Origin of the sequence: Rubrivivax rivuli, from assembly GCF_004016505.1 — a bacterium.
Taxonomy (GTDB): Bacteria; Pseudomonadota; Gammaproteobacteria; order Burkholderiales; family Burkholderiaceae_C; genus Rubrivivax; species Rubrivivax rivuli.
The window spans coordinates 951950-971067 of sequence record NZ_SACR01000001.1 but is presented as its reverse complement, the minus strand read 5'-3'; the positions used below and the strand labels follow the sequence as shown (position 1 = coordinate 971067).

Here is a 19118-nt window from a genome sequence, read left to right as displayed (position 1 = left end):
GTTGCCGGCCGGGCTGTCAGGCGCGGGCGTCCAGGCCCTCGGACATCGCCACCTCCAGCCGGCCGCTGGCGCGCCAGTCTTGCAGCGTGCCGGCGGAAGCCGCCTTCAGTGCGGCGGCCGATTCGGCCTCGGCCTTCACCACGCCCAGCCAACCATCGCGCCCGCTGCGCTTGACGGCGAAGAGCGCAGCGTCGGCAATGTCCACCACCGCGGCCCAGCTCAGCACGCCGGGGTGCGCCGGCGCCGGCGGGAAAGCAGCAAAACCCACGGAGCAGGTGCGTTGCAGCAGCGTGCCATCGTCCAGCCGGAAGGGGGTGTCGGCCACGAGGTGGCGCACGCGCTCGGCCAGCTCGGCGGCCCGGTGGCGCGAGGTGCCGCGCGCGACGATCAGGAACTCTTCGCCGCCCCAGCGCACCAGGTGATCGCCCTGGCGGAAGGCCTGCTGCAGCCGCTCTCGCATCTGCATCAGCACGGCGTCACCGGCCGTGTGGCCGTGGGCGTCGTTCACCTGCTTGAAGTGGTCGATGTCGATGACGAAGAAGACGAGGTCGGCGTCCTCAGGCGGCGGTGTGCCGCTGCGCAAGGCCTGCTCGGCGCGGCGCACGGCCAGGGCCACGTCGGCCTCGATGTTCTGCGCCAGGAAGCGCCGGTTGTGCAGCCCTGTCAGCGGGTCGGTGAGGCTGGAGGCCTCCAGCGCCTGGGTCTTGAGCTGCAGTTGCTGCGACAGCGCCTGCAGCGCCTCGGTGCGCTCACGCACCCGCAGCTCCAGCACCGCCTGCTGGCGCCGCAGCAGGCGTGTGCGCAGGCTCACCACCGACCACACCAGCAGCGCGGCCAGCACCACGCCCCCGACGCGCGCCCACCACGTCTGCCACCAAGCCGGCAGCACCTCCACCGGGATGAGCAGCTCGCGCGGGCTCCAGGCGCCCACGCGGTTGCTGCCCTGCAACTGCAGCGTGTAGCGGCCGGGCGGCAGGTTGCCGTAGCTCGCCACCCGGAAGTCGGAGCCACTTTCGATCCACGCACTGTCGAAGCCCTGCAGCCGGTAGCGGTAGCGGTTGCGCTCGGGGTGGCCGTAGTCCAGTGCCGCGAACTCGACACTGAAGCGGCCTTCGGGCGGCCGCAGCCTCAGCTGTCCTTGCAGGCGCGCCAGCGGCACACGCTCGCCATCGATGCGCAGATCGGACACCACCACCGGCGGCACGTGGTCCCACGGGCGGAAGCGATCGCTCTCCACCACCAGGATGCCCGTGCTCCCGCCGTAGAGCAGGCGCCCGTCGGCCAGCTTGGTGTAGGCGCGGAACCAGCCGGTGCCGATGTCCACGCCGTCGGCCTGGCTCAGTTCGTAGCGACTGTCGTCGCGAGGGTCGTAGACGGTCTGGTGCGTCCAGATGCGGCCCTGGGCGTCTTCCAGCAAGTTGGCGCCGAAGCTCGCGCGCGAATCGGCACCCTGGCTGTCGGTCACGGGCTGGAAGCGCGCGCTGCGGCCATCCCAGGCCACCATCCGATGAAGGCCGGCGCTGGTGTCCACCCACAGCATCTGCTGCCGGTCCATCAGCAGGCCCAGCACCACGGGCTTGAGCAGGCCAGCGCCCGCCACCGCCAGCACCGGCGCGAGCACGGGTTGACCGGGCGCTGCACGGTACAGGCCGTTGTTGCCGCCCACCCAGACCGTGCCGTCGGCCGATTCGGCCAGCGCGTTGACGTTGCCGCTGAGCACGCCGCCGTCGGCCAGTGCCACGCGCAGGAAGCGCCCGCTGGCGCCGTCCCGGCGGTACACACCGTCTTGCGTGCCCACCCACAGCGTGCCGTCTCGGGCCGCCATCAAGCGCCGCGGCCGGCCCTGACCGGCCTGGTGGCGTGCCAGCAATCGGCGACTTTCGGAAAACTCGTACAGCTCGCTGTCGGCACCCACCCAGATGTGGCCGTCGGCAGTCTGCGTGATGGCGCCCACGAGACCGCCGCCGAAACCGCGCGGGCGCTGCGGCTCAGGGGGAATCTCGGCCAGCAACTGCAGCCGGGCGTCGAGCACGGCCACGCCACGTTCGTTGGTGCCGGCCCAGATCTCGCCGTTGCGCATCTGGTGCAGGCTGCGCACGTTAGCCTCGGCGAAGACGCTGCCCTCGCGGCCATCGCCATGGCGTACCCACAGCCCCGGGCGTGCGCTGTGGCGCTGCAGGCCGCCACCATAACTGCCCACCCACAGGTTGCCGGCCTGGTCGCGCAGCAGCGCCACCACGTTGTGGCCGGCCAGGCCCCAGGGCTTGCGCAGGTCGCGCCGCAAGTGCTTGACGAGCGTGCCGTCGTCCACCCGGCGCACGTCGATGCCGCTCTCGCGGCCGATCCAAAGCTCGCGCTCGTCGGCCCAGGCCATGGAGAGCACGGCACTGTCATTGCCCACCACCAGGCCGGCGCGCTGCAACCAGCGCGCCTGGCCGCTGCCGGGCTCCAGCACCGCCAGATCGCCCTGGCGCGTGCCCACCCAGAGCCGGCCGTCGGGTGCCTCGGCAATCATCGAGACGATGCGGCCGGCCAGGCTCTCGGCCACCTGCGGGCTGGAGAGCACAGGCTCGAAGCGCGTCTCGCCGCGTCGCTTGCGCAACAGGCCACTCCAGGTGCCCACCCACAGGCTGCCCTGGCGGTCGACGCGAAGGGCGTGCACGCGGTCGTCGGGCAGGTCACCGCTGGCGCGGCGGTAGGCGCGGAAGGTCTGTTCGCCAGGTGCCAGGCTGTACAGGCCGCCGCCGGTGGTGCCGACCCACAGCACACCCTCGGCATCCAGCGCCAGCGCACGCACGGTGCCGCTGGCCAGCGCCCCGGCGCGCGTGGCATCGGGGCGGTAGACCGTCCAGACGTTGCTGGCGATGTCCAGTCGCGCCAGGCCTTCGCCTTCCAAGCCCACCCACAGCACGCCGCCTGGCGCCGCCAGCAGGCTGCGCACGTGGCTGGCGCCCTGGGGCGCGCCGGCCGGCGCGCTGCGCACCGGCACCGGGCGCAGCTGGTAGCCGTCGTAACGCACCAGGCCCACCGTGGTGCCTATCCACAGCAGGCCGTTCTCGTCCTGCGCCAGCGCGGTGACCACGCCGTCATTGATGGAGCGTGTGTCGCCCACGCGCTCCATGCGCGGTTCGGCCAGGGGGTCGCTCTGTGCGTAGGCGCAGGCGCCCGTGCACAACAGCATCCACAAGCACAGCAATCGCAGCGGTCGCAGCATGGCCGCCGAACTATAGCCAGCGCCTGTGATGGCACAGGGCTGCCGGGCCCGCGCCCGGCTGCAGGGTCAGCCGATGCTCTCGACCTGCCGGCTCTGCTGGTACGCCGCGCCGAAGCGGTTGGCCAGGAAATCGGGCAGCGCCACTTCTTCCTGGCGGATGAAGCCCTTCTGCGGCAGCTTGCCTTCGCGGAAGAGGTCGACCGCCGCGCAGATGCCGGCGGCCGTGGTGATCTGGATGGCGCTCAGCGGGTGCGTCTCGCTGCGCTCGGCGAAGATCTTGCGCGCGAAGACCTCCTGCACCAGCGCACCCTTCTTCATGCCACTGACGGTGACGAAGACCAGCACCACGTCCTGCATGGTGCTGGGGATGCTCTTGCGCATGATGTCCTTGAGCGTCTCGGTGTCCTGGTTGAGCTGCAGCTCTTCCAGCAGCATCTTCATCAGCGCCTGGTGGCCGGGGTAGCGCACGCTCTTGTAGTCGAGCGTCTGCACCTTGCCGGCGAGCGTCTCGCACAGCGTGCCCAGGCCGCCGCTGGTGTTGAAGGCCTCGTACTCGGTGCCGTCCAGGCTGAAGTGCTCCAGGCCTTCGAGCGGCAGCACCTCGATGTTCTTGCCACCGCGGATGGCCTCGCAGGGGTGGCAGTACTCGTTGATGAGGCCGTCCACGCTCCAGGTCAGGTTGTATTTCAGGCTGTTGGTCGGGAAGGCCGGCAGCGCGCCGACGCGCATCTTCACTTCCTGCAGGCTGTCGAAGCCTTGCGCCAGGTGGTGCGCCACGATGCCGATGAAACCCGGCGCCAGACCGCACTGCGGCATGAAGGCGGTGTTCGCGCCTTCGGCCAGCTGCTTGATGGCGCGCGTGGCGGCCACGTCTTCGGTCAGGTCGAAGTAGTGGCAGCCGGCTTCGCGCGCAGCCGTCGCGGCCAGGGTGGCCAGGTGGTAGGGCAAGGCGTTGATGACCGCCTGCTGCCCACGCAGCGCGCCCAGCAGCGCCTGCGCGTCGGAGGTCTCCACCACACGGGTCTGCACCGGCATGCCGGCCAGCTTGGCCAGGGCCTCGGGGCTGCGGTCGACGACCGTGACTTCGTAGTCGCCGCTGTGCGAGAGCAGGTGGGCGATGGTGTGGCCGATGTGGCCGGCGCCGAGCAGGGTGATGCGCATGGGAAAGGCTTTCCGTGAGGGGCTGAACTGCCCGGCAGTCTAGGCCGCAGCCCCGACGGAAGAAAGCCTCAATGCGTCATATACGATGCTTAAGCCGACGTATCGTCACACTGATTGAACGTATCGACGAACTCAACCGCCGAGCGGGCTTTCCATGCCCGCTGCAGCCGATCAAGCCGCCTGCAACTGCTCGCGGATCTCGCGCGCGGCGGCGCGCTTGGCGCGGGTGCTGGCCTTCTGGTAGGCCTCTTCGGCTTCGCGCCGCATCTCTATGGCGCGTTCCAGCGCCTTCTCGTAGCGCTCGATGCTGTAGGTGTTCTCGGTGCCGATGTAGATGGTGCGCCGCCTGGGCTTGTCGCCGAAGCGCGGGATCAGCACCATCAGGCTGCAGTCGCGCGTCTGGCTGTTGCGGCGCATGCGCACGACGGGGCCGGTGATGCCGGGCGGCAACTGGTTGCTCTTGTTGGCGCTGGGCGCGCGCTGCAGCAGCGAAGGCGCCGGCAGCTTGTTGATGCGCTTGATCAACTCCTGCGTGGCGCGCTGCAGCGAGGCGGCTGCGCCTTCGGCGCCGTCTGAGTACAGCTTGGTGCCGCCGTAACGCAGCTGCCAGCCGTGGGTGGCGCGGTGGTCGATGCGCTGGATGCCTTGCGGCACTTCAAAGATCTCACCGCTGAAGATCGTGATCTTGCGGACTTTCATGCAGGCCCCTGGAATGGCGCGAAGCTGCGCCCCTCTGCGGCCTTTCGGCGTCTGCCGGGCAAACCTGAGGCTGCCTGGCCTGTGCAAGCCACGCTGGCGGTGAAAATGCCGCATGCCCGTGCTGGACACCCTCGACCGCCGCCTGCTCGCCCTGCTGCAGGCCGACGCCCGCACCAGCACCGCCGATCTCGGCCGGCGCCTGGGCGTGGCGCGCACCACCGTGCTGGCGCGCCTGACCCGGCTGGAACGTGAAGGCGTGATCGTCGGCTACACGGTACGGCTGGCCGCCCTGGAAAGCGAGAGCAGCGTGGAAGCCTATGTCGGCATCACCACCGAACCGAAGGCCGGCGCGCTGGTGACGCAGCGCCTGGCCGCCTTGCCTGAACTCCGCCAGCTGTGCAGCGTGAGCGGCGAATCCGACTACCTGGCGCTGCTGCGCACCGAATCCACGGCCCGGCTCGACCAGCTGCTGGATGAGATCGGGGCCATCGAAGGCGTCACCAAGACCAACACCTCAGTCGTTTTGGCCCGCCGCATCGACAGGACCTGATCAGCGCGCCAGTTCCGCGCGCATGGCGTCGATGACAGCCTTGTATTCGGGCTGGTTGAAGATGGCGCTGCCGGCCACGAAGGTGTCGGCGCCGGCATCGGCCACGCGGCGGATGTTGTCGACCTTGATGCCGCCGTCCACTTCCAGGCGGATGTCGCGGCCGGTCTGTTCGATGAGCTTGCGCGCCTGCTCGATCTTGCGCAGCGCACTCGGGATGAAGCTCTGCCCGCCGAAGCCCGGGTTGACGCTCATGATGAGGATCAGGTCGACCTTGTCGATGACGTACTGCAGCACGTCCAGCGGCGTCGCGGGGTTGAACACCAGGCCGGCCTGCTTGCCCTCGGCCTTGATGAGCTGCAGCGTGCGGTCGACGTGCGCGCTGGCCTCGGGGTGGAAGCTCACCAGGTCGGCACCGGCCTGGCAGAAGGCCTGCGCCAGCGCGTCCACCGGTTGCACCATCAGGTGCACGTCGATGGGCACGCGGCTGTGCTTGCGCAAGGCCTGGCAGACCATGGGCCCGAAGGTGAGGTTGGGCACGTAATGGTTGTCCATCACGTCGAAGTGGATCCAGTCGGCGCCGGCGTCGATGACGTTGCGCACTTCTTCGCCAAGGCGGGCAAAGTCGGCCGAAAGAATGCTCGGGGCGATGCGGAAATCACTCATCTTTCGATTCTAGGTGTCCACGCCGCCGACGCCGGGGCGGGGGCGCGCCGCCCAGGGGCGGCTCCTAGAATGCGCGCCATGGCCAAACCCGAGTTCACCTGCGAAGTGCGCGTGCAGTACCTGCCCGAGCAGTCTCAGCCGCCCGAGGGGCCCTACGCCTTCGCCTACACCGTCACCATCCGCAACACCGGCGACGTGACGGCGCAGCTCGTGGCGCGCCACTGGGTCGTCACCAACGCCGACGGCCACCACGAAGACGTGCGCGGCCTGGCCGTGGTGGGCCACCAGCCCGTGCTCAAGCCCGGCGAGCAGTTCGAATACACGAGCTGGACGCGCATCGACACACCCCACGGCAGCATGCGCGGCACCTTCTTCTGCATGACCGAACACGCCCACCCCTTCGACGCCCTGGTGCCGGAGTTCGCGCTGGTCTATCCGGGCGCGCTGCACTGAGCGCCTCTGGCATGGCGCAGAGCTGGGATCTCACTGCGCTGATCAACGCTGCCGACGCGAAGGCGGGTCAGGCCGAACGCCACCTGTGGCTGGTGCGCCTGATGGAATGGCTGCGGCACGCGCCGCGTTCGGCCACACCCGCGCCGCCGGGCACCGAGCCGCCTGATCACACCCGCACCCCGCTGCCGGTGCTGCGCCTGCGCCACCTGCTGAACCAGGTCGAGAAGAACGAGCAGCTGCGCCAGCAGGTGCAGGGCCTGGCCGAGGCCTTCTGGCGCGACATCGACGCCGCCTCGCTGTTCGCCGACCTGGGCTTCGGCGCACGCCTGTCCTTCGGCAGCGAACTGATCTCGCGCGTGCACCTGCGCCTGCTGCCCGGCACGCCCGAGACGCGCGACCTGGCCAGCCTCTTCCGCCTGCTCTTCGAACCCGAAGACGCCGAGTGGGTGGCCGCCCTGGACAGCGGCACGCTGGCCCGCGCAGCCAAGCTGCTGGGCCCGGCCGACGGCGAGGTGCTGCGCGGCGTGCTGCTGGGCGCCATCACCATCCTCGTCAGCGCGGTGCATTCGGCCGGCCACACCACGGCCTTGCGCCAGCGCATGGACGCCACGGCGCTGCAGGACGAGCCCTTCCGCCAGCTCACGCAGGCGGCCGCCGCGCTGCGCGAGGCGGTGCTGCAGGGCCGTCATGACGAAGCGCTGAAGGCCGCCGCCTACCTGCGCGCGCTGCTCGACGCCTGCCGCCACGCCGCCGCCAGCGTGATGCCGCACCTGGAGCAGTACGGCGTGTCGGTGGACATCGTCTTCGACCTCGACCAGCTGCGCGGGCGCACGCTGCGCATCGAGCAGCTGGTGGATTGCGTGCTCGCGCCCGAGCCGCTGCCCGAAGGCCGACGCCTGCTGCTGGAGCTGCTGCGCGTGCTGGGCGAACAGCTGGGCCTGCGCGCCCTGTTTGCGCGGCACTACTCGCTGCTGGCGCGCCAGGTGGCCGAACGCAGCGCCGAGACCGGCGAGCACTACATCACCCGCAGCCGCACCGAGTACCGCGACATGCTGCGGCGCGCCCTGGGCGGCGGCGCGGTCATCGCGGGCACCACCTTCCTGAAGTTCGCCATCGCGGCCCTGGGCTTCACGGCCTTCTGGGGCGGCTTCTGGGCCGGTGTGAACTACGCGGCCAGCTTCGTGCTGGTGATGCTGCTGCACTGGACGGTGGCCACCAAGCAGCCCGCGATGACGGCCCCGGCGATGGCCGCCTCGCTGCCGCGCGGCACGAGCGCCAGCGACGCCGAGATCGAAGGCTTCGTCGACCGCGTGGCCCAGCTGATCCGCTCGCAGGCGGCGGCCATCGCAGGCAACCTGGCGATGTGCTTCCCGCTCGTGCTGGCGGTGCAGCTCATCGCCAAGGCGGCGTTCGGCGAGACGCCGGTGGGCGAAAAGGACGCGCAGTACGTGCTGCACAGCATCACGCTGCTGGGGCCCACCGCGCTCTTCGCGGCCTTCACGGGCGTGCTGCTGTTTGCCAGCAGCCTGGTGGCGGGTTGGGCCGAGAACTGGTTCGTGCTGCACCGGCTGGACAGCGCCATCGCCTGGAACCCGCGCATCGTGGCGCGCCTGGGCGCGGCACGCGCGCAGCGCTGGGCGCGCTGGTGGCGTGCCCACATCTCGGGGCTGGCCGCCAACATCAGCCTGGGCCTGATGCTGGGGCTGGTGCCGGCGCTGCTGGGTTTCTTCGGCCTGCCCATCGACGTGCGCCACGTCACGCTGGCCAGCGGGCAGCTGGGCGCGGCGCTGGGCGCCTTGGGCTGGGGCCTCCTGGCGCAGCCTGCCTTCTGGTGGTGCGTGGCGGGCATTGCCGTCACCGGCGTGCTGAACCTGACGGTGAGCTTCACGCTGGCCTTCCGCGTGGCGCTGCGCTCGCGCGGCGTGCGTGTGCAAGACCGCCGCCGCATCGGCGCGGCGCTGTGGCGCCGGCTGCGCACGCAGCCCTTGAGTTTCTTCAGGCCGCCATCGGAAGGCAGCGGGCCGGGCGGCGCCTAGGCCTTCGGCGGCGGGTCTTCGCCGGGCGGGTCTTCAGGCGTCTCTTCGCGCCGCCGGCCCGAGAACATCGTCCACCAGACCGCGAAGATCAGCACGGCCAGCGCGGCCAGGGCTTCCAGGATCAAGAGCCACATCGGGAATGTCGTTCCAGGTTCTCAGGTGGCCACGGCGATGCGGTCGCGGCCCTGGGCCTTGGCGTCCTGCAGGGCGCGCGCGGCGCGTTCCAGGGTCTGCGCCACCGCCTCGCCGGCGTGGTGCTCGGCCAGGCCGCAGCTCATGGTGACGGCCACCGCCGTGTTGCCATGCAGGATGCGCAAGGCCCCCACCTTCTGGCGCAGGCGCTCCAGGCCGCCGCGGGCCAGCGCGGCGCGCGTGTCGCCCAGCATCAGCACGAAGTCGTCGCTCTCCCAGCGGCTGAGCATGTCGGAGACGCGCACATGGCGCTGCGCCTCCTGGGCCACGGCACGCATCACGGCATCGCCCACCGCATAGCCATGTGCTTCATTGACGGGCTTGAAGCCGTCGATGTCCAGCACCGCCAGGCAAAAGCTCTGGCCGCTGCGGATGCAGCGCTGGTGCTCCTGGTCGATGAGCTCTTGCATGTGGCGGCGGTTGATGAGGCCGGTGAGCTCGTCGCGCGTGGTGTGCTCGCGCAGGTTGGACAGCGCCTGCGCCAGCTCGGCGCGCTGCTGGCGGGCGCGCTGGCGCAGGCGCGACAGGCGCGAGGCCAGCAGCGAGACGCCCGGCACCATGGTGGCCACCAGCAGGAAGTGCCCGAGTTCGATGCGCCAGGGGTAGGCCGCCGGCCGCAGCACCGCCATGGCGGCCATCACGGCACCGAAGAGCAGCACCGCGTAGGCACTCACCCAGCGCATCTGCCGCGGCGAGGCGATGAACATGCCGAACATCAGCACCACCATCACCATCGGGAAGACCGCGCCGCGGCCGGCGCCCAGCAGGGCGTAGGCCACGGCCCCGCTGGCCAGCGCAAACACCATCTGCGGCACGGTCAGCGAAGGCTCGGACCAGCGGCGCGAGGCGCCGCTGCGGATCATCAGGAAAAAGCCCACCATGCCCGCCAGCGTGACGGCCGACCACCACAGCACCGGCGCCCAGGGCGCGACGCCGACCGCGGCGAAGTAGTTCATCGCCGCCACGCCGGCCGCGAGCAGCAGCAGCGCCAGCCCGGCCTGGGCCAGGCGGGTGCGTTGGCTGGGTTCGGTGCCGAGCAGCAGGTCGAGCAGGCGGGTCATGAGGCGCGGAGGGTAGCGCACTCGCCTGGGGCCGCCCCTGCACCAGGCAGGGCCGCGCCGGGCCTCCTCGGCGCTCAGCGCACGCGCAACAGGTGCGAAAGCGGCAGCGCCGCGCCCGCCTTCACCTCGCCCAGGCTGAAGCTGGTCTGCAGGTCCTTCACGTGCGGCAGCTTGAAGAGCGTCTGCATGGCCCAGCGCGAGAACGCATCCAGGTCGGTGGCCATCACGTGCAGCTCGAAGGTGCCCGTGCCGCTGATGTAGTGGCAGGCCACCACCTCGGGCAGCTCGCGGATGGCGGCTTCCAGCGCCTGCGTGGCCTGCGCGTTGTGGCGCTCGGCGTCCACGCGCACGAAGGCCAGCACGCCCAGGCCGATCTTGCGGCGGTCGATCTCCGCCCTGTACCCGGTGATGTAGCCCTGCTCTTCCAGCCACTTCACGCGGCGCCAGGTGGGCGCGGCGCTCAGGCCGATGCGGGCGGCCAGCTCGGTGTTGGACAGCCGCGCTTCGGCCTGCAGCTCGCGCAGGATGGCCACGTCGTAGCGGTCTAGCGCACGGGTGCCGTCGGCTTCGGCCGGCTCAGGGGGCGGCGCAACCCCGCCGACTGAGGTTTTCCCTGATTTCACCCGGTTGGGCACGATCTGCTTCTTGTTGGCCACTTTCGAGCAAGCTCCTTTCTTGCAGCATGCCTGAGCGGGCATCAAAAGAAAAGACATGCCAGACGCGTTTACCTACACTGCGGCACGCGTCTTGCGGGCCGTTGTGGCATCCGCGTTCGCCCTGCAGCACCGAGGAGCCCGCCGCATGAATGCCCCCTTGCCCGAACACATCCGCAAGGCGCTCGAGTCCGTCACGCTCGACGACAAGTACAGCCTCTCCAGCGGCCGTGCCTTCATGAGCGGCGTGCAGGCCCTGGTGCGCCTGCCCATGCTGCAGCGCGAGCGCGACGAACGCGCCGGGCTGAACACCGCCGGCTTCATCAGCGGCTACCGCGGCAGCCCACTCGGCGGCTATGACCAGGCGCTGTGGGCCGCCAAGAAGCACCTGGCGGCCAAGCACGTGGTCTTCCAGCCGGGCGTGAACGAAGAACTCGGCGCCACCGCCGTGTGGGGCACGCAGCAGCTCGACCTGTGGCCGCAGAGCAAGAAGTACGACGGCGTCTTCGGCATCTGGTACGGCAAGGGCCCGGGCGTGGACCGCTGCAGCGATGTGTTCAAGCACGCCAACATGGCCGGCACTTCCAAGCACGGCGGCGTGATCGCCATCGCCGCCGACGACCACGTCAGCAAGAGCAGCACCGCGCCGCACCAGAGCGACCACATCTTCAAGGCCTGCGGGCTGCCGGTGTTCTTCCCGTCCGACGTGCAGGGCATCCTGGACATGGGCCTGCACGCCATCGCCATGAGCCGTTTCAGCGGCGTGTGGAGCGGCATGAAGACCATCCAGGAGGTGGTGGAGTCTTCGTCTTCCGTGGTGGTGGACCCCGATCGCGTGAAGATCGTGCTGCCCGAAGACTTCGTCATGCCGCCCGGCGGCCTGCACGTGCGCTGGCCCGATGCCCCGCTGGAGCAGGAAGCGCGGCTGATGGACTACAAGTGGTACGCGGCCCTGGCCTATGTGCGCGCCAACAAGCTGAACCACAACGTCATCGCCACGGCGCAAGACCGCTTCGGCGTCATCGCCAGCGGCAAGGCCTTCAACGACACGCGCCAGGCCCTGGCCGACCTGGGCCTGGACGACGCCACCTGCCAGGCCATCGGCCTGCGCCTGCACAAGGTGAACGTGGTGTGGCCGCTGGAAGCCAGCATCACGCGCGATTTCGCGACCGGGCTTTCAGAGATTCTGGTGGTGGAAGAGAAGCGCCAGGTCATCGAGTACCAACTCAAGGAAGAGCTCTACAACTGGCGCCCCGACGTGCGCCCCAACGTGCTGGGCAAGTTCGACGAGCCGGAGGGTGACAGCGACGGCGGCGAATGGAGCCGCCCCAACCCCAGCGACAACTGGCTGCTGCGCGCCAAGGGCGACCTCACGCCGGCCATCATCGCCAAGGCCATCGCCAAGCGCCTGAAGAAGATGGGCGTGCCGGCGGACATCGCCGCGCGCATGGACGAGCGCCTGGCCACCATCGCCGCGCGCGAAACGCAGCTCGCCGCGATGAAGGCCGACACCGGCGAGCGTGCGCCCTGGTTCTGCAGCGGCTGCCCGCACAACACCAGCACGCGCGTGCCCGAGGGCAGCCGCGCGTTGGCCGGCATCGGTTGCCACTACATGGCGACCTGGATGGACCGCAGCACCGAAACCTTCAGCCAGATGGGCGGCGAAGGCGTCACCTGGACGGGCCAGGCGCCCTTCAGCACCGATGCGCACGTTTTCGCCAACCTGGGCGACGGCACCTACTTCCACAGCGGCATCCTCGCCATCCGGCAGAGCATCGCCAGCGGCGTGAACATCACCTACAAGGTGCTCTACAACGACGCCGTGGCGATGACGGGCGGCCAACAGGTGGGCGAACGCGCCGAGGGCCACACGGTGCTGCAGATCCAGAAAAGCCTGCTCAGCGAAGGCGTGAAGAAGCTGGTGATCGTCACCGACGAGCCGGGCAAGTACGACGGTGTGGCGCTCGAAGCAGGTGTCACCGTGCATCACCGCGACCGGCTGGACGACATCCAGCGCGAGTTCCGCGAGATCCCCGGCACCACGGCCATCATCTACGACCAGACCTGCGCCACCGAGAAGCGCCGCCGCCGCAAGCGCGGCAAGCTGGCCGACCCCGAGAAGCGCGTCGTCATCAACGAGCTGGTATGCGAAGGCTGCGGCGATTGCAGCGTGCAGAGCAACTGCCTGAGCGTGGAGCCGGTGGAAACCGAGTTCGGCCGCAAGCGCCGCATCAACCAGAACAGCTGCAACAAGGACTTCTCCTGCGTGAAGGGCTTCTGCCCGAGTTTCGTCACCGTGGAAGGCGGGCAGCTGAAGAAGTCCAAGAAAGAGAAGAAGGGCGACCTCTCGGCGCTGCCGCCGCTGCCCGAGCCGGTGCTGCCGGCGGCCGAAATGGCCTGGGGCATCGTGGTGGGCGGCGTGGGCGGCACGGGCGTCATCACCATCGGCAGCCTGCTGGGCATGGCCGCGCACCTGGAAGGCAAGGGCGTGGTCACGCAAGACGCCGGCGGCCTGGCGCAAAAGGGCGGCGCCACCTGGAGCCACATCCAGATCGCCAACCGGCCCGAGGCCATCTTCACGACCAAGGTCGACACCGCCAAGGCCGACCTCGTGATCGCCTGCGACAGCATCGTCGGCGCCGCGAAGTACACGCTGGCGGTGATGCAGCAAGGCCGCACCTTCGTGGCACTGAACACGCACGGCACGCCCACCGCCAGCTTCGTGAAGAACGCCGACTGGCAGTTCCCGGGCGGCGCCTGCGAGGCCGCCGTGCGCGCCAGCGTGGGCGATGCGCTGGTGGGCGCCTTCGACGCCGAGGTGGTGGCCGTGCAGCTGCTGGGCGACAGCATCTACACGAACCCGCTGATGATGGGCTACGCCTGGCAGCAGGGCCGCATTCCGCTGAGCCATGCCGCGCTGATGCGCGCCATCGAGCTCAACAACGTGCAGATCGACAACAACAAGGCCGCCTTCGAATGGGGCCGGCGTTGCGCCCACGACCTGGCCGCGGTGCAGGCGCTGTTCAAGGCGCAGCAGGTCATCCAGTTCGTCAAGAAGCCCGGCCTGGACGAGATGCTGAAGACGCGCGTGGACTTCCTCACCGGCTACCAGGACGCCGCCTACGCCGCGAGCTACCGCGCTTTCGTCGAGAAGGTGCGCGCGGCTGAAGCCCCGCTGGGCGGCGGCACGGCCCTGAGCGAGGCCGTGGCGCGCTACCTCTTCAAGCTGATGGCCTACAAGGACGAGTACGAGGTCGCCCGCCTGCACACCGACCCGGCCTTCACCACGAAGGTGGCCGAGATGTTCGAAGGCGACTACAAGCTCGTGCACCACCTCGCGCCGCCCGGCATCGCCAAGACGAATGCGCGTGGCGAACTGGTGAAGCAGCCCTTCGGCCCCTGGATGCGCAGCGCCTTCGGGCTGCTGGCGAAGATGAAGGGCCTGCGCGGCGGGGCGCTCGACCTCTTCGGCCGCACCGAAGAGCGCCGCATGGAACGCGCGCTGATCGTCGAGTACCGCGCCTGCATCGAAGAGCTGCTGAAGACGCTGAACGCCGGCAACCGCGCGCTGGCGGTGGAGATCGCGCGCATCCCGGAAGAGATCCGCGGCTACGGCCACGTCAAGGCCCGCCACCTGGCCACGGCAAGGCCGAAGTGGGAAGCGCTGATGAAGCGTTGGCGCGCGGGTGAGCTGAAGCAGGCCGCATGAGGTGGGGCCCGGTGCTGGCAGCCGCCAGCGCCGCAGAAGCGCCCGGGCAGGCCGCATCCCGCGTGCCTTTCCACGTGGCCGGCGTGCAGGTGGGCAGCGTGGCCCGGGCGCACCTGCCGGCCCTGCGCGCCTGGCCGCAGTGGCTGCGGGTGGCGGCCGAAACCGTCACCCTCACGGCCGACCCTGGCGAACGCGACGCAGCGCTGGCCGAGGTGCACGCCGCGCTGCGCGCCCAGGGCCACATCCGCGCCTGGCGCAACGAACCCTTCCCGCTTTTCGACCCCCAAACCGGCGCCGTGCTGGCGACGATGGAACGCGCCGCCGCGCGCTTCTGGGGCAGCCTGACGCTGGGTGCGCACGCCAACGGCTACGTGGCCGACAGCCTGGGCCGGCCGACGCACCTCTGGATCGCCCAGCGCGCCTTCGACAAGGCCACCGACCCCGGCCTCTACGACAACCTCATCGGCGGCGGTGTGCCTGCCGGCCAGACACCGTTGCAGGCGCTGCAGCGCGAAGGCTGGGAAGAAGCCGGCCTGAACGCCGCGCAGATGGCCGGGGTGCAGGCCACCGCCGTGCTGCGCCTGCACCGTGACGTGCCCGAGGGCCGCCAGCTCGAAGACCTGCACGCCTACGACCTCGAACTGCCCCCGGGCCTGCAGCCGCAGAACCAGGACGGCGAGGTGGCCGGCTTCCACCGGCTGCCGGTGGACGAAGCCCTGGCCCTGGCCGCGGGCACCTCGCCGCGCGGTCGCATGACGTTGGACGCGGCGCTGGTGACCCTGGCCTTCGGCCACCGCCACGGCCTGCTGCCGGCCCCCGAGCACGCGGCGCTCGCCGCGGCCGGGTTCATGCGCGCAGTCTGACGCCATCAAAAGGCTTGAACGGCCGCCCAGGTCGGCCCCGGGACACTTCAGTCCCATGAACACCGCCCTGCCCTCCCAGCGCTACACCGGCGTGGCCATCGCCCTGCACTGGCTGCTGGCCCTGATGATCACCGGCGCCTTCGCGGTCGGCCTGTACATGGTCGACCTGCCCTTCTCGCCGCAGCGCCTGAAGCTCTACAACTGGCACAAGTGGGCCGGCGTGCTCATCCTCACGCTCTCGGCCGCCCGCCTGCTGTGGCGCCTGACGCACCGCCCGCCAGCCGACCTGCCCATGCCCGCCTGGCAGGCACGCGCCGCGCACGCCGCGCACATCGCGCTCTACGTGCTGTTCTTCGCCGTGCCGCTCTCGGGCTGGGCCTACAGCTCGGCCGCCGGCTTCCCCATCGTGCTCTTCGGCGTGCTGCCGCTGCCTGACTTCGTACCCGTCAGCCGCGAGCTGGCCGACGCCGTCAAGCCCTTCCACGGCTGGCTGGCCAAGGGCCTGGCTGCCATCGTGGTGCTGCACGTGGCCGGCGCGCTGAAGCACCACTTTATCGACCGCGACGGCCTCTTGATGCGCATGCAACCCGGCCGCACCTGAGCGCGCCAGCGCACCGCCGCCCTTGAACCGATCACCCCAGGAAACCACCATGTCCTCCCGCGTCCTTCTCGGCCTGACCCTGGCCATCGCCCTGCTCGGCGCCGCCGTGCAGCCCGCCCTGGCGCAAGCCAAGCCCGCCGTGCTGGTGCCCGCCGGCAGCGAGATCGCCTTCACCACGCGCCAGATGGGCGTGCCGGTGGAAGGCAAGTTCGGCAAGTTCACGGCCCAGGTCACGCTCGACCCCAAGAAACCCGAGACCGGCACCGTGGCCTTCACCATCGACACCGCCAGCGCCCGCTTCGGCAGCGCGGAGCTCGACGCCGAGGTGCCCAAGGCCACTTGGCTGAACGTGGCCAAGTTCCCGCAGGCCAGCTTCCAGAGCACGGGCATCAAGGCCGCCGGGGCCGGCAAGTTCGAGGTGGCGGGCAAGCTCACCATCAAGGGCGCCACGCAGAACGTCGTGGTGCCGGTGCAGGTGGCCCAGGCCGCAGGCGCGAGCACTGCCACCGGCACCTTCACGATCAAGCGCCTGGCCTTCAAGGTGGGCGATGGTGACTGGAACGACACCTCGCTGCTCGCCGATGACGTGCAGATCCGCTTCAAGCTGCAGCTCACCGGCCTGGCGCCGCTGTGAACCCCGACCCTGTCCCCACCTCTTTCACCCCCCTTCACCCCCAACCCCTCTCGGAGAACCCCATGAAGAAGCTCATCACCATGGCCGCGGCCGCCGCCCTGCTGGCCGGTTTCGGCGCCAGCGCCCAGGCCCAGACCGCCACCTACACGCTGGACCCCACGCACACCTTCGTGACCTGGGAAGCGCTGCACTTCGGCACCAGCACCAACCGGGGCCGCTTCGACAAGAAGGAAGGCAAGATCGAGATCGACCGCGCCGCCAAGACCGGCAAGATCGACATCACCATCGACATGGCCAGCATCAGCACCGGCGTGGCGCCGTTTGACAACCACCTGAAGAGCAAGGACTTCTTCGACGTCGCCACCCACCCGACCGCGCGCTTCCAGGCCACGGGCCTGAGCTTCGACGGCACCAAGGTCACCGGCGTGAAGGGCACGCTCACGATGTTCGGCAAGACCCAGCCGGTGGAACTGAAGGGCTCGCGCTTCAACTGCTACGAGAACCCCTTCTTCAAGCGCGAGGTCTGCGGCGGCGACTTCGAGACCACCATCCAGCGCAGCCAGTGGGGCAGCACCTACGGCCTGCCCGGCATCCCCGACAACATCCGCCTGCTGATCCAGGTGGAAGCCGTCAAGCAGTAAAGCGCTCACGGCAGCAGCCCTGGCGCCGCCCAGGGCCCCGTTCTCGGGCAGCATGCAGGCATGAACATGCCCGCATCGCTGCCCGCTCTGCTTTTTGGCGCCCTGCTGGCGCTGGCCCCACCCGGCCAGGCCCAGCCACGCAGCTACACGCTCGACCGCGACCACAGCTGGGTGCACTTCGAGGTGCTGCATTTCGGCACCAGCACCATCCGCGGGCGCATCGGGCCCATCGAGGGCAGCGTCACGCTCGACCCTGCCGCCGGCACGGGCGAGGTGGGTCTCACCATTCCCACCGCCACCGTCGACACCGGGCTGGCCGTCTTCAACAGCCGGCTGCGGCAAGACGACCTGCTGGCCAGCACCGCGCACCCGGTGGCCTATTTCGTGGCCCGGCGCTTCAGCTTCGAAGGCCCGCGTGTGCGGGCCCTGCGCGGTGAATTCACCTGGCGCGGCGTGAGCCAGCCGCTGGAGCTGCGGGCGCAGCGCTACACCTGCCGCGAGGCCGTGCACGAAGGCGCCCGCGTGGAGGTCTGCGGGGGTGACTTCGAAGGCGAGGTCTCGCGCAGCGAGTACGGCGCCACTTTCGGCTTGCCCCTGGTGGGCGACCGCGTGCGCCTGCTCGTGCAGGTGGAAGGCCGTCGGCCGTTGCCTTGACGGGCTGGCGCCATTGGTGCGCGCGAAGTCAAAACACCTGCACCCTGGCCACCGACAGGCTGGCCGTCGCGCTGGCGCCAGAGCCCGGGTAAGACCGACTTGTGCCCCTGCGAAGCCGCGGGCCATAGTGCGACGTTGTCCTCTGGGCCCCTGGGCCTGCCTCCCCCTGAATCGCCCCTCATTGGAGATAAGACCATGACCGAAGCCAAGAAGCCGGCCCCGCGCCGCAGTTTCCTGAAGTCCACCGCCGCGGGCGCCGTGGGCGTTGGCGCCCTGGCCACGCCGATGGTGTCGTCGGCCCAGACCGTCGCCTTCCGCTTCCAGAGCACCTGGCCCGCGAAGGACATCTTCCACGAGTACGCCAACGACTTCGCCAAGAAGGTCAACGACATGGCGGGCAACCGCCTGAAGATCGAAGTGCTGCCTTCGGGCTCGGTGGTGCCGGCCTTCCAGCTGCTGGACGCCGTCAACAAGGGCACGCTCGATGGCGGCCACGGCGTGGTGGCCTACCACTACGGCAAGAACACGGCGCTGGCGCTGTGGGGTTCGGGCCCGGCCTTCGGCATGGACCCCAACATGGTTCTCGCCTGGCACTACTACGGTGGTGGCGAGGCCATGCTGAAGGAGATCTACAAGTCGCTGAACATCGACGTGGTGTCCTTCCTCTACGGCCCCATGCCCACGCAGCCGCTGGGCTGGTTCAAGAAGCCGGTGCGCACCGTGGCCGACATGAAGGGCCTGAAGTTCCGCACCGTGGGCCTGGCCGTCGATGTGTTCAAGGAACTGGGCACCGCCGTGAACCCGCTGCCCGGCGGTGAGATCGTGCCGGCGCTCGACCGCGGCCTGATCGACGCGGCCGAGTTCAACAACGCCAGCTCCGACCGCCTGCTCGGCTTCCCCGACGTGGTGAAGAACTGCATGCTGCAGAGCTTCCACCAGAGCGGCGAGCAGTTCGAGATCCTGTTCAACAAGACCAAGTACGACGCACTGCCGGGCGAGCTGAAGGCCGTCATCGACTACTCGGTGCAGGCTGCCAGCGCCGACATGTCGTGGAAGGCCATCCAGCGCAACAGCCAGGACTACATCGAGCTGAAGAAGGCCAAGGTCAACTTCTACAAGACGCCCGATCCCATCCTGCGTGCCCAGCTGGCCGCCTGGGACAAGGTCACCACCGCCAAGGCCGGCGAGAACCCGCTGTTCAAGAAGATCCTCGACTCGCAGCGCGCCTTCGCCGAGCGCGCCGGCTCTTGGCAGAACGACTACATGGTCGACTTCAAGATGGCCTGGAACCACTACTTCCGCCCGGCCAAGAAGGCCTGAGCCTCCGCGCTCCG

The 19118-nt window shown here is 69.7% G+C and carries 17 protein-coding genes; 10 read left to right on the top strand and 7 right to left on the bottom strand.

Annotation, left to right across the window (positions count from 1 at the left end; translation table 11 throughout):
- Positions 1–16: 16 nt before the first annotated feature.
- The 3 genes from EOE66_RS04125 to EOE66_RS04115 all read right to left on the bottom strand — a co-directional run bounded on the left by EOE66_RS04125 (position 17) and on the right by EOE66_RS04115 (position 5074).
- The gene (locus EOE66_RS04125; RefSeq protein WP_128227380.1) at positions 17–3214 is read right to left on the bottom strand and encodes a ligand-binding sensor domain-containing protein; all 3198 of its coding nucleotides are present in this window, start codon (positions 3212–3214) and stop codon (positions 17–19) included.
- A gap of 66 nt (positions 3215–3280) precedes the next feature.
- Entirely contained in the window at positions 3281–4375 is a 1095-nt protein-coding gene (locus tag EOE66_RS04120) for a saccharopine dehydrogenase family protein (protein WP_128227379.1), read from the bottom strand.
- A gap of 171 nt (positions 4376–4546) precedes the next feature.
- Complete coding sequence (locus EOE66_RS04115; protein WP_128227378.1) at positions 4547–5074, bottom strand: hypothetical protein; 528 nt, start codon at positions 5072–5074, stop codon at positions 4547–4549.
- Between the two features lie 112 nt (positions 5075–5186).
- Here EOE66_RS04115 and EOE66_RS04110 point away from each other — a divergent pair, with 112 nt between their 5' ends.
- Positions 5187–5624, top strand: a complete 438-nt coding sequence (locus EOE66_RS04110; protein ID WP_128227377.1) for an Lrp/AsnC family transcriptional regulator — start codon at positions 5187–5189, stop codon at positions 5622–5624.
- On the opposite strand, the gene rpe is transcribed toward EOE66_RS04110, so the two are convergent.
- Complete coding sequence (gene rpe / locus EOE66_RS04105) at positions 5625–6287, bottom strand: ribulose-phosphate 3-epimerase (protein ID WP_128227376.1); 663 nt, start codon at positions 6285–6287, stop codon at positions 5625–5627.
- 78 nt (positions 6288–6365) lie between these two features.
- On the opposite strand from rpe, the gene apaG reads away from it, so the two are divergent.
- Positions 6366–6740, top strand: coding sequence for a Co2+/Mg2+ efflux facilitator ApaG/CorD (gene apaG / locus EOE66_RS04100; protein ID WP_128227375.1), 375 nt, complete (start codon positions 6366–6368; stop codon positions 6738–6740).
- An 11-nt stretch (positions 6741–6751) separates the two neighbouring features.
- Complete coding sequence (gene tlpB, locus EOE66_RS04095) at positions 6752–8776, top strand: transporter-like protein TlpB (RefSeq protein ID WP_128227374.1); 2025 nt, start codon at positions 6752–6754, stop codon at positions 8774–8776.
- Here the strand turns inward: tlpB and EOE66_RS21725 are convergent.
- The 3 genes from EOE66_RS21725 to EOE66_RS04085 form a co-directional block, all read right to left on the bottom strand.
- Complete coding sequence (locus EOE66_RS21725; protein WP_164884990.1) at positions 8773–8910, bottom strand: hypothetical protein; 138 nt, start codon at positions 8908–8910, stop codon at positions 8773–8775. The genes tlpB and EOE66_RS21725 overlap by 4 nt on opposite strands.
- A gap of 21 nt (positions 8911–8931) precedes the next feature.
- Positions 8932–10029: a GGDEF domain-containing protein gene (locus tag EOE66_RS04090; RefSeq protein WP_128227373.1), complete on the bottom strand. Its 1098-nt coding sequence runs from the start codon at positions 10027–10029 to the stop codon at positions 8932–8934.
- Positions 10030–10103: 74 nt separating this feature from the next.
- On the bottom strand, positions 10104–10685 hold the full coding sequence (locus EOE66_RS04085) for an Lrp/AsnC family transcriptional regulator (RefSeq protein ID WP_375137452.1): 582 nt from the start codon (positions 10683–10685) through the stop codon (positions 10104–10106).
- Positions 10686–10830: 145 nt separating this feature from the next.
- On the opposite strand from EOE66_RS04085, the gene EOE66_RS04080 reads away from it, so the two are divergent.
- The 7 genes from EOE66_RS04080 to EOE66_RS04050 all read left to right on the top strand — a co-directional run bounded on the left by EOE66_RS04080 (position 10831) and on the right by EOE66_RS04050 (position 19104).
- Complete coding sequence (locus EOE66_RS04080; RefSeq protein ID WP_128227371.1) at positions 10831–14391, top strand: indolepyruvate ferredoxin oxidoreductase family protein; 3561 nt, start codon at positions 10831–10833, stop codon at positions 14389–14391.
- A complete protein-coding gene (locus EOE66_RS04075) occupies positions 14388–15254 on the top strand; it encodes an NUDIX hydrolase (protein WP_128227370.1) in 867 nt (288 codons plus the stop codon). The genes EOE66_RS04080 and EOE66_RS04075 overlap by 4 nt, the downstream gene beginning before the upstream one ends.
- Positions 15255–15309: 55 nt before the next feature.
- Complete coding sequence (locus EOE66_RS04070) at positions 15310–15855, top strand: cytochrome b (protein WP_128227369.1); 546 nt, start codon at positions 15310–15312, stop codon at positions 15853–15855.
- A gap of 49 nt (positions 15856–15904) precedes the next feature.
- Positions 15905–16489 carry a YceI family protein gene (locus EOE66_RS04065; protein WP_128227368.1) on the top strand — a complete coding sequence of 195 codons (585 nt, stop codon included), beginning with the start codon at positions 15905–15907 and terminating at the stop codon, positions 16487–16489.
- Between the two features lie 62 nt (positions 16490–16551).
- Positions 16552–17130 carry a YceI family protein gene (locus EOE66_RS04060; RefSeq protein WP_128227367.1) on the top strand — a complete coding sequence of 193 codons (579 nt, stop codon included), beginning with the start codon at positions 16552–16554 and terminating at the stop codon, positions 17128–17130.
- A 60-nt stretch (positions 17131–17190) separates the two neighbouring features.
- Positions 17191–17784, top strand: coding sequence for a YceI family protein (locus EOE66_RS04055; protein ID WP_128227366.1), 594 nt, complete (start codon positions 17191–17193; stop codon positions 17782–17784).
- A 195-nt stretch (positions 17785–17979) separates the two neighbouring features.
- Entirely contained in the window at positions 17980–19104 is a 1125-nt protein-coding gene (locus EOE66_RS04050; RefSeq protein WP_128227365.1) for a TRAP transporter substrate-binding protein, read from the top strand.
- The last annotated feature ends 14 nt before the right edge of the window (positions 19105–19118 follow it).

Bases quoted from the DNA above. Each gene is read 5' to 3' on its own strand.
- tlpB (WP_128227374.1), top strand. From the start codon at position 6,752: ATGGCGCAGAGCTGGGATCTCACTGCGCTGATCAACGCTGCCGACGCG.
- EOE66_RS04090 (WP_128227373.1), bottom strand. From the start codon at position 10,029: ATGACCCGCCTGCTCGACCTGCTGCTCGGCACCGAACCCAGCCAACGC.
- EOE66_RS04080 (WP_128227371.1), top strand. From the start codon at position 10,831: ATGAATGCCCCCTTGCCCGAACACATCCGCAAGGCGCTCGAGTCCGTC.
- EOE66_RS04110 (WP_128227377.1), top strand. From the start codon at position 5,187: ATGCCCGTGCTGGACACCCTCGACCGCCGCCTGCTCGCCCTGCTGCAG.
- EOE66_RS04120 (WP_128227379.1), bottom strand. From the start codon at position 4,375: ATGCGCATCACCCTGCTCGGCGCCGGCCACATCGGCCACACCATCGCC.
- EOE66_RS04055 (WP_128227366.1), top strand. From the start codon at position 17,191: ATGAACATGCCCGCATCGCTGCCCGCTCTGCTTTTTGGCGCCCTGCTG.
- EOE66_RS04075 (WP_128227370.1), top strand. From the start codon at position 14,388: ATGAGGTGGGGCCCGGTGCTGGCAGCCGCCAGCGCCGCAGAAGCGCCC.
- EOE66_RS04115 (WP_128227378.1), bottom strand. From the start codon at position 5,074: ATGAAAGTCCGCAAGATCACGATCTTCAGCGGTGAGATCTTTGAAGTG.
- EOE66_RS04125 (WP_128227380.1), bottom strand. From the start codon at position 3,214: ATGCTGCGACCGCTGCGATTGCTGTGCTTGTGGATGCTGTTGTGCACG.
- EOE66_RS21725 (WP_164884990.1), bottom strand. From the start codon at position 8,910: ATGTGGCTCTTGATCCTGGAAGCCCTGGCCGCGCTGGCCGTGCTGATC.
- EOE66_RS04065 (WP_128227368.1), top strand. From the start codon at position 15,905: ATGTCCTCCCGCGTCCTTCTCGGCCTGACCCTGGCCATCGCCCTGCTC.
- EOE66_RS04060 (WP_128227367.1), top strand. From the start codon at position 16,552: ATGAAGAAGCTCATCACCATGGCCGCGGCCGCCGCCCTGCTGGCCGGT.
- apaG (WP_128227375.1), top strand. From the start codon at position 6,366: ATGGCCAAACCCGAGTTCACCTGCGAAGTGCGCGTGCAGTACCTGCCC.
- EOE66_RS04050 (WP_128227365.1), top strand. From the start codon at position 17,980: ATGACCGAAGCCAAGAAGCCGGCCCCGCGCCGCAGTTTCCTGAAGTCC.
- rpe (WP_128227376.1), bottom strand. From the start codon at position 6,287: ATGAGTGATTTCCGCATCGCCCCGAGCATTCTTTCGGCCGACTTTGCC.
- EOE66_RS04070 (WP_128227369.1), top strand. From the start codon at position 15,310: ATGAACACCGCCCTGCCCTCCCAGCGCTACACCGGCGTGGCCATCGCC.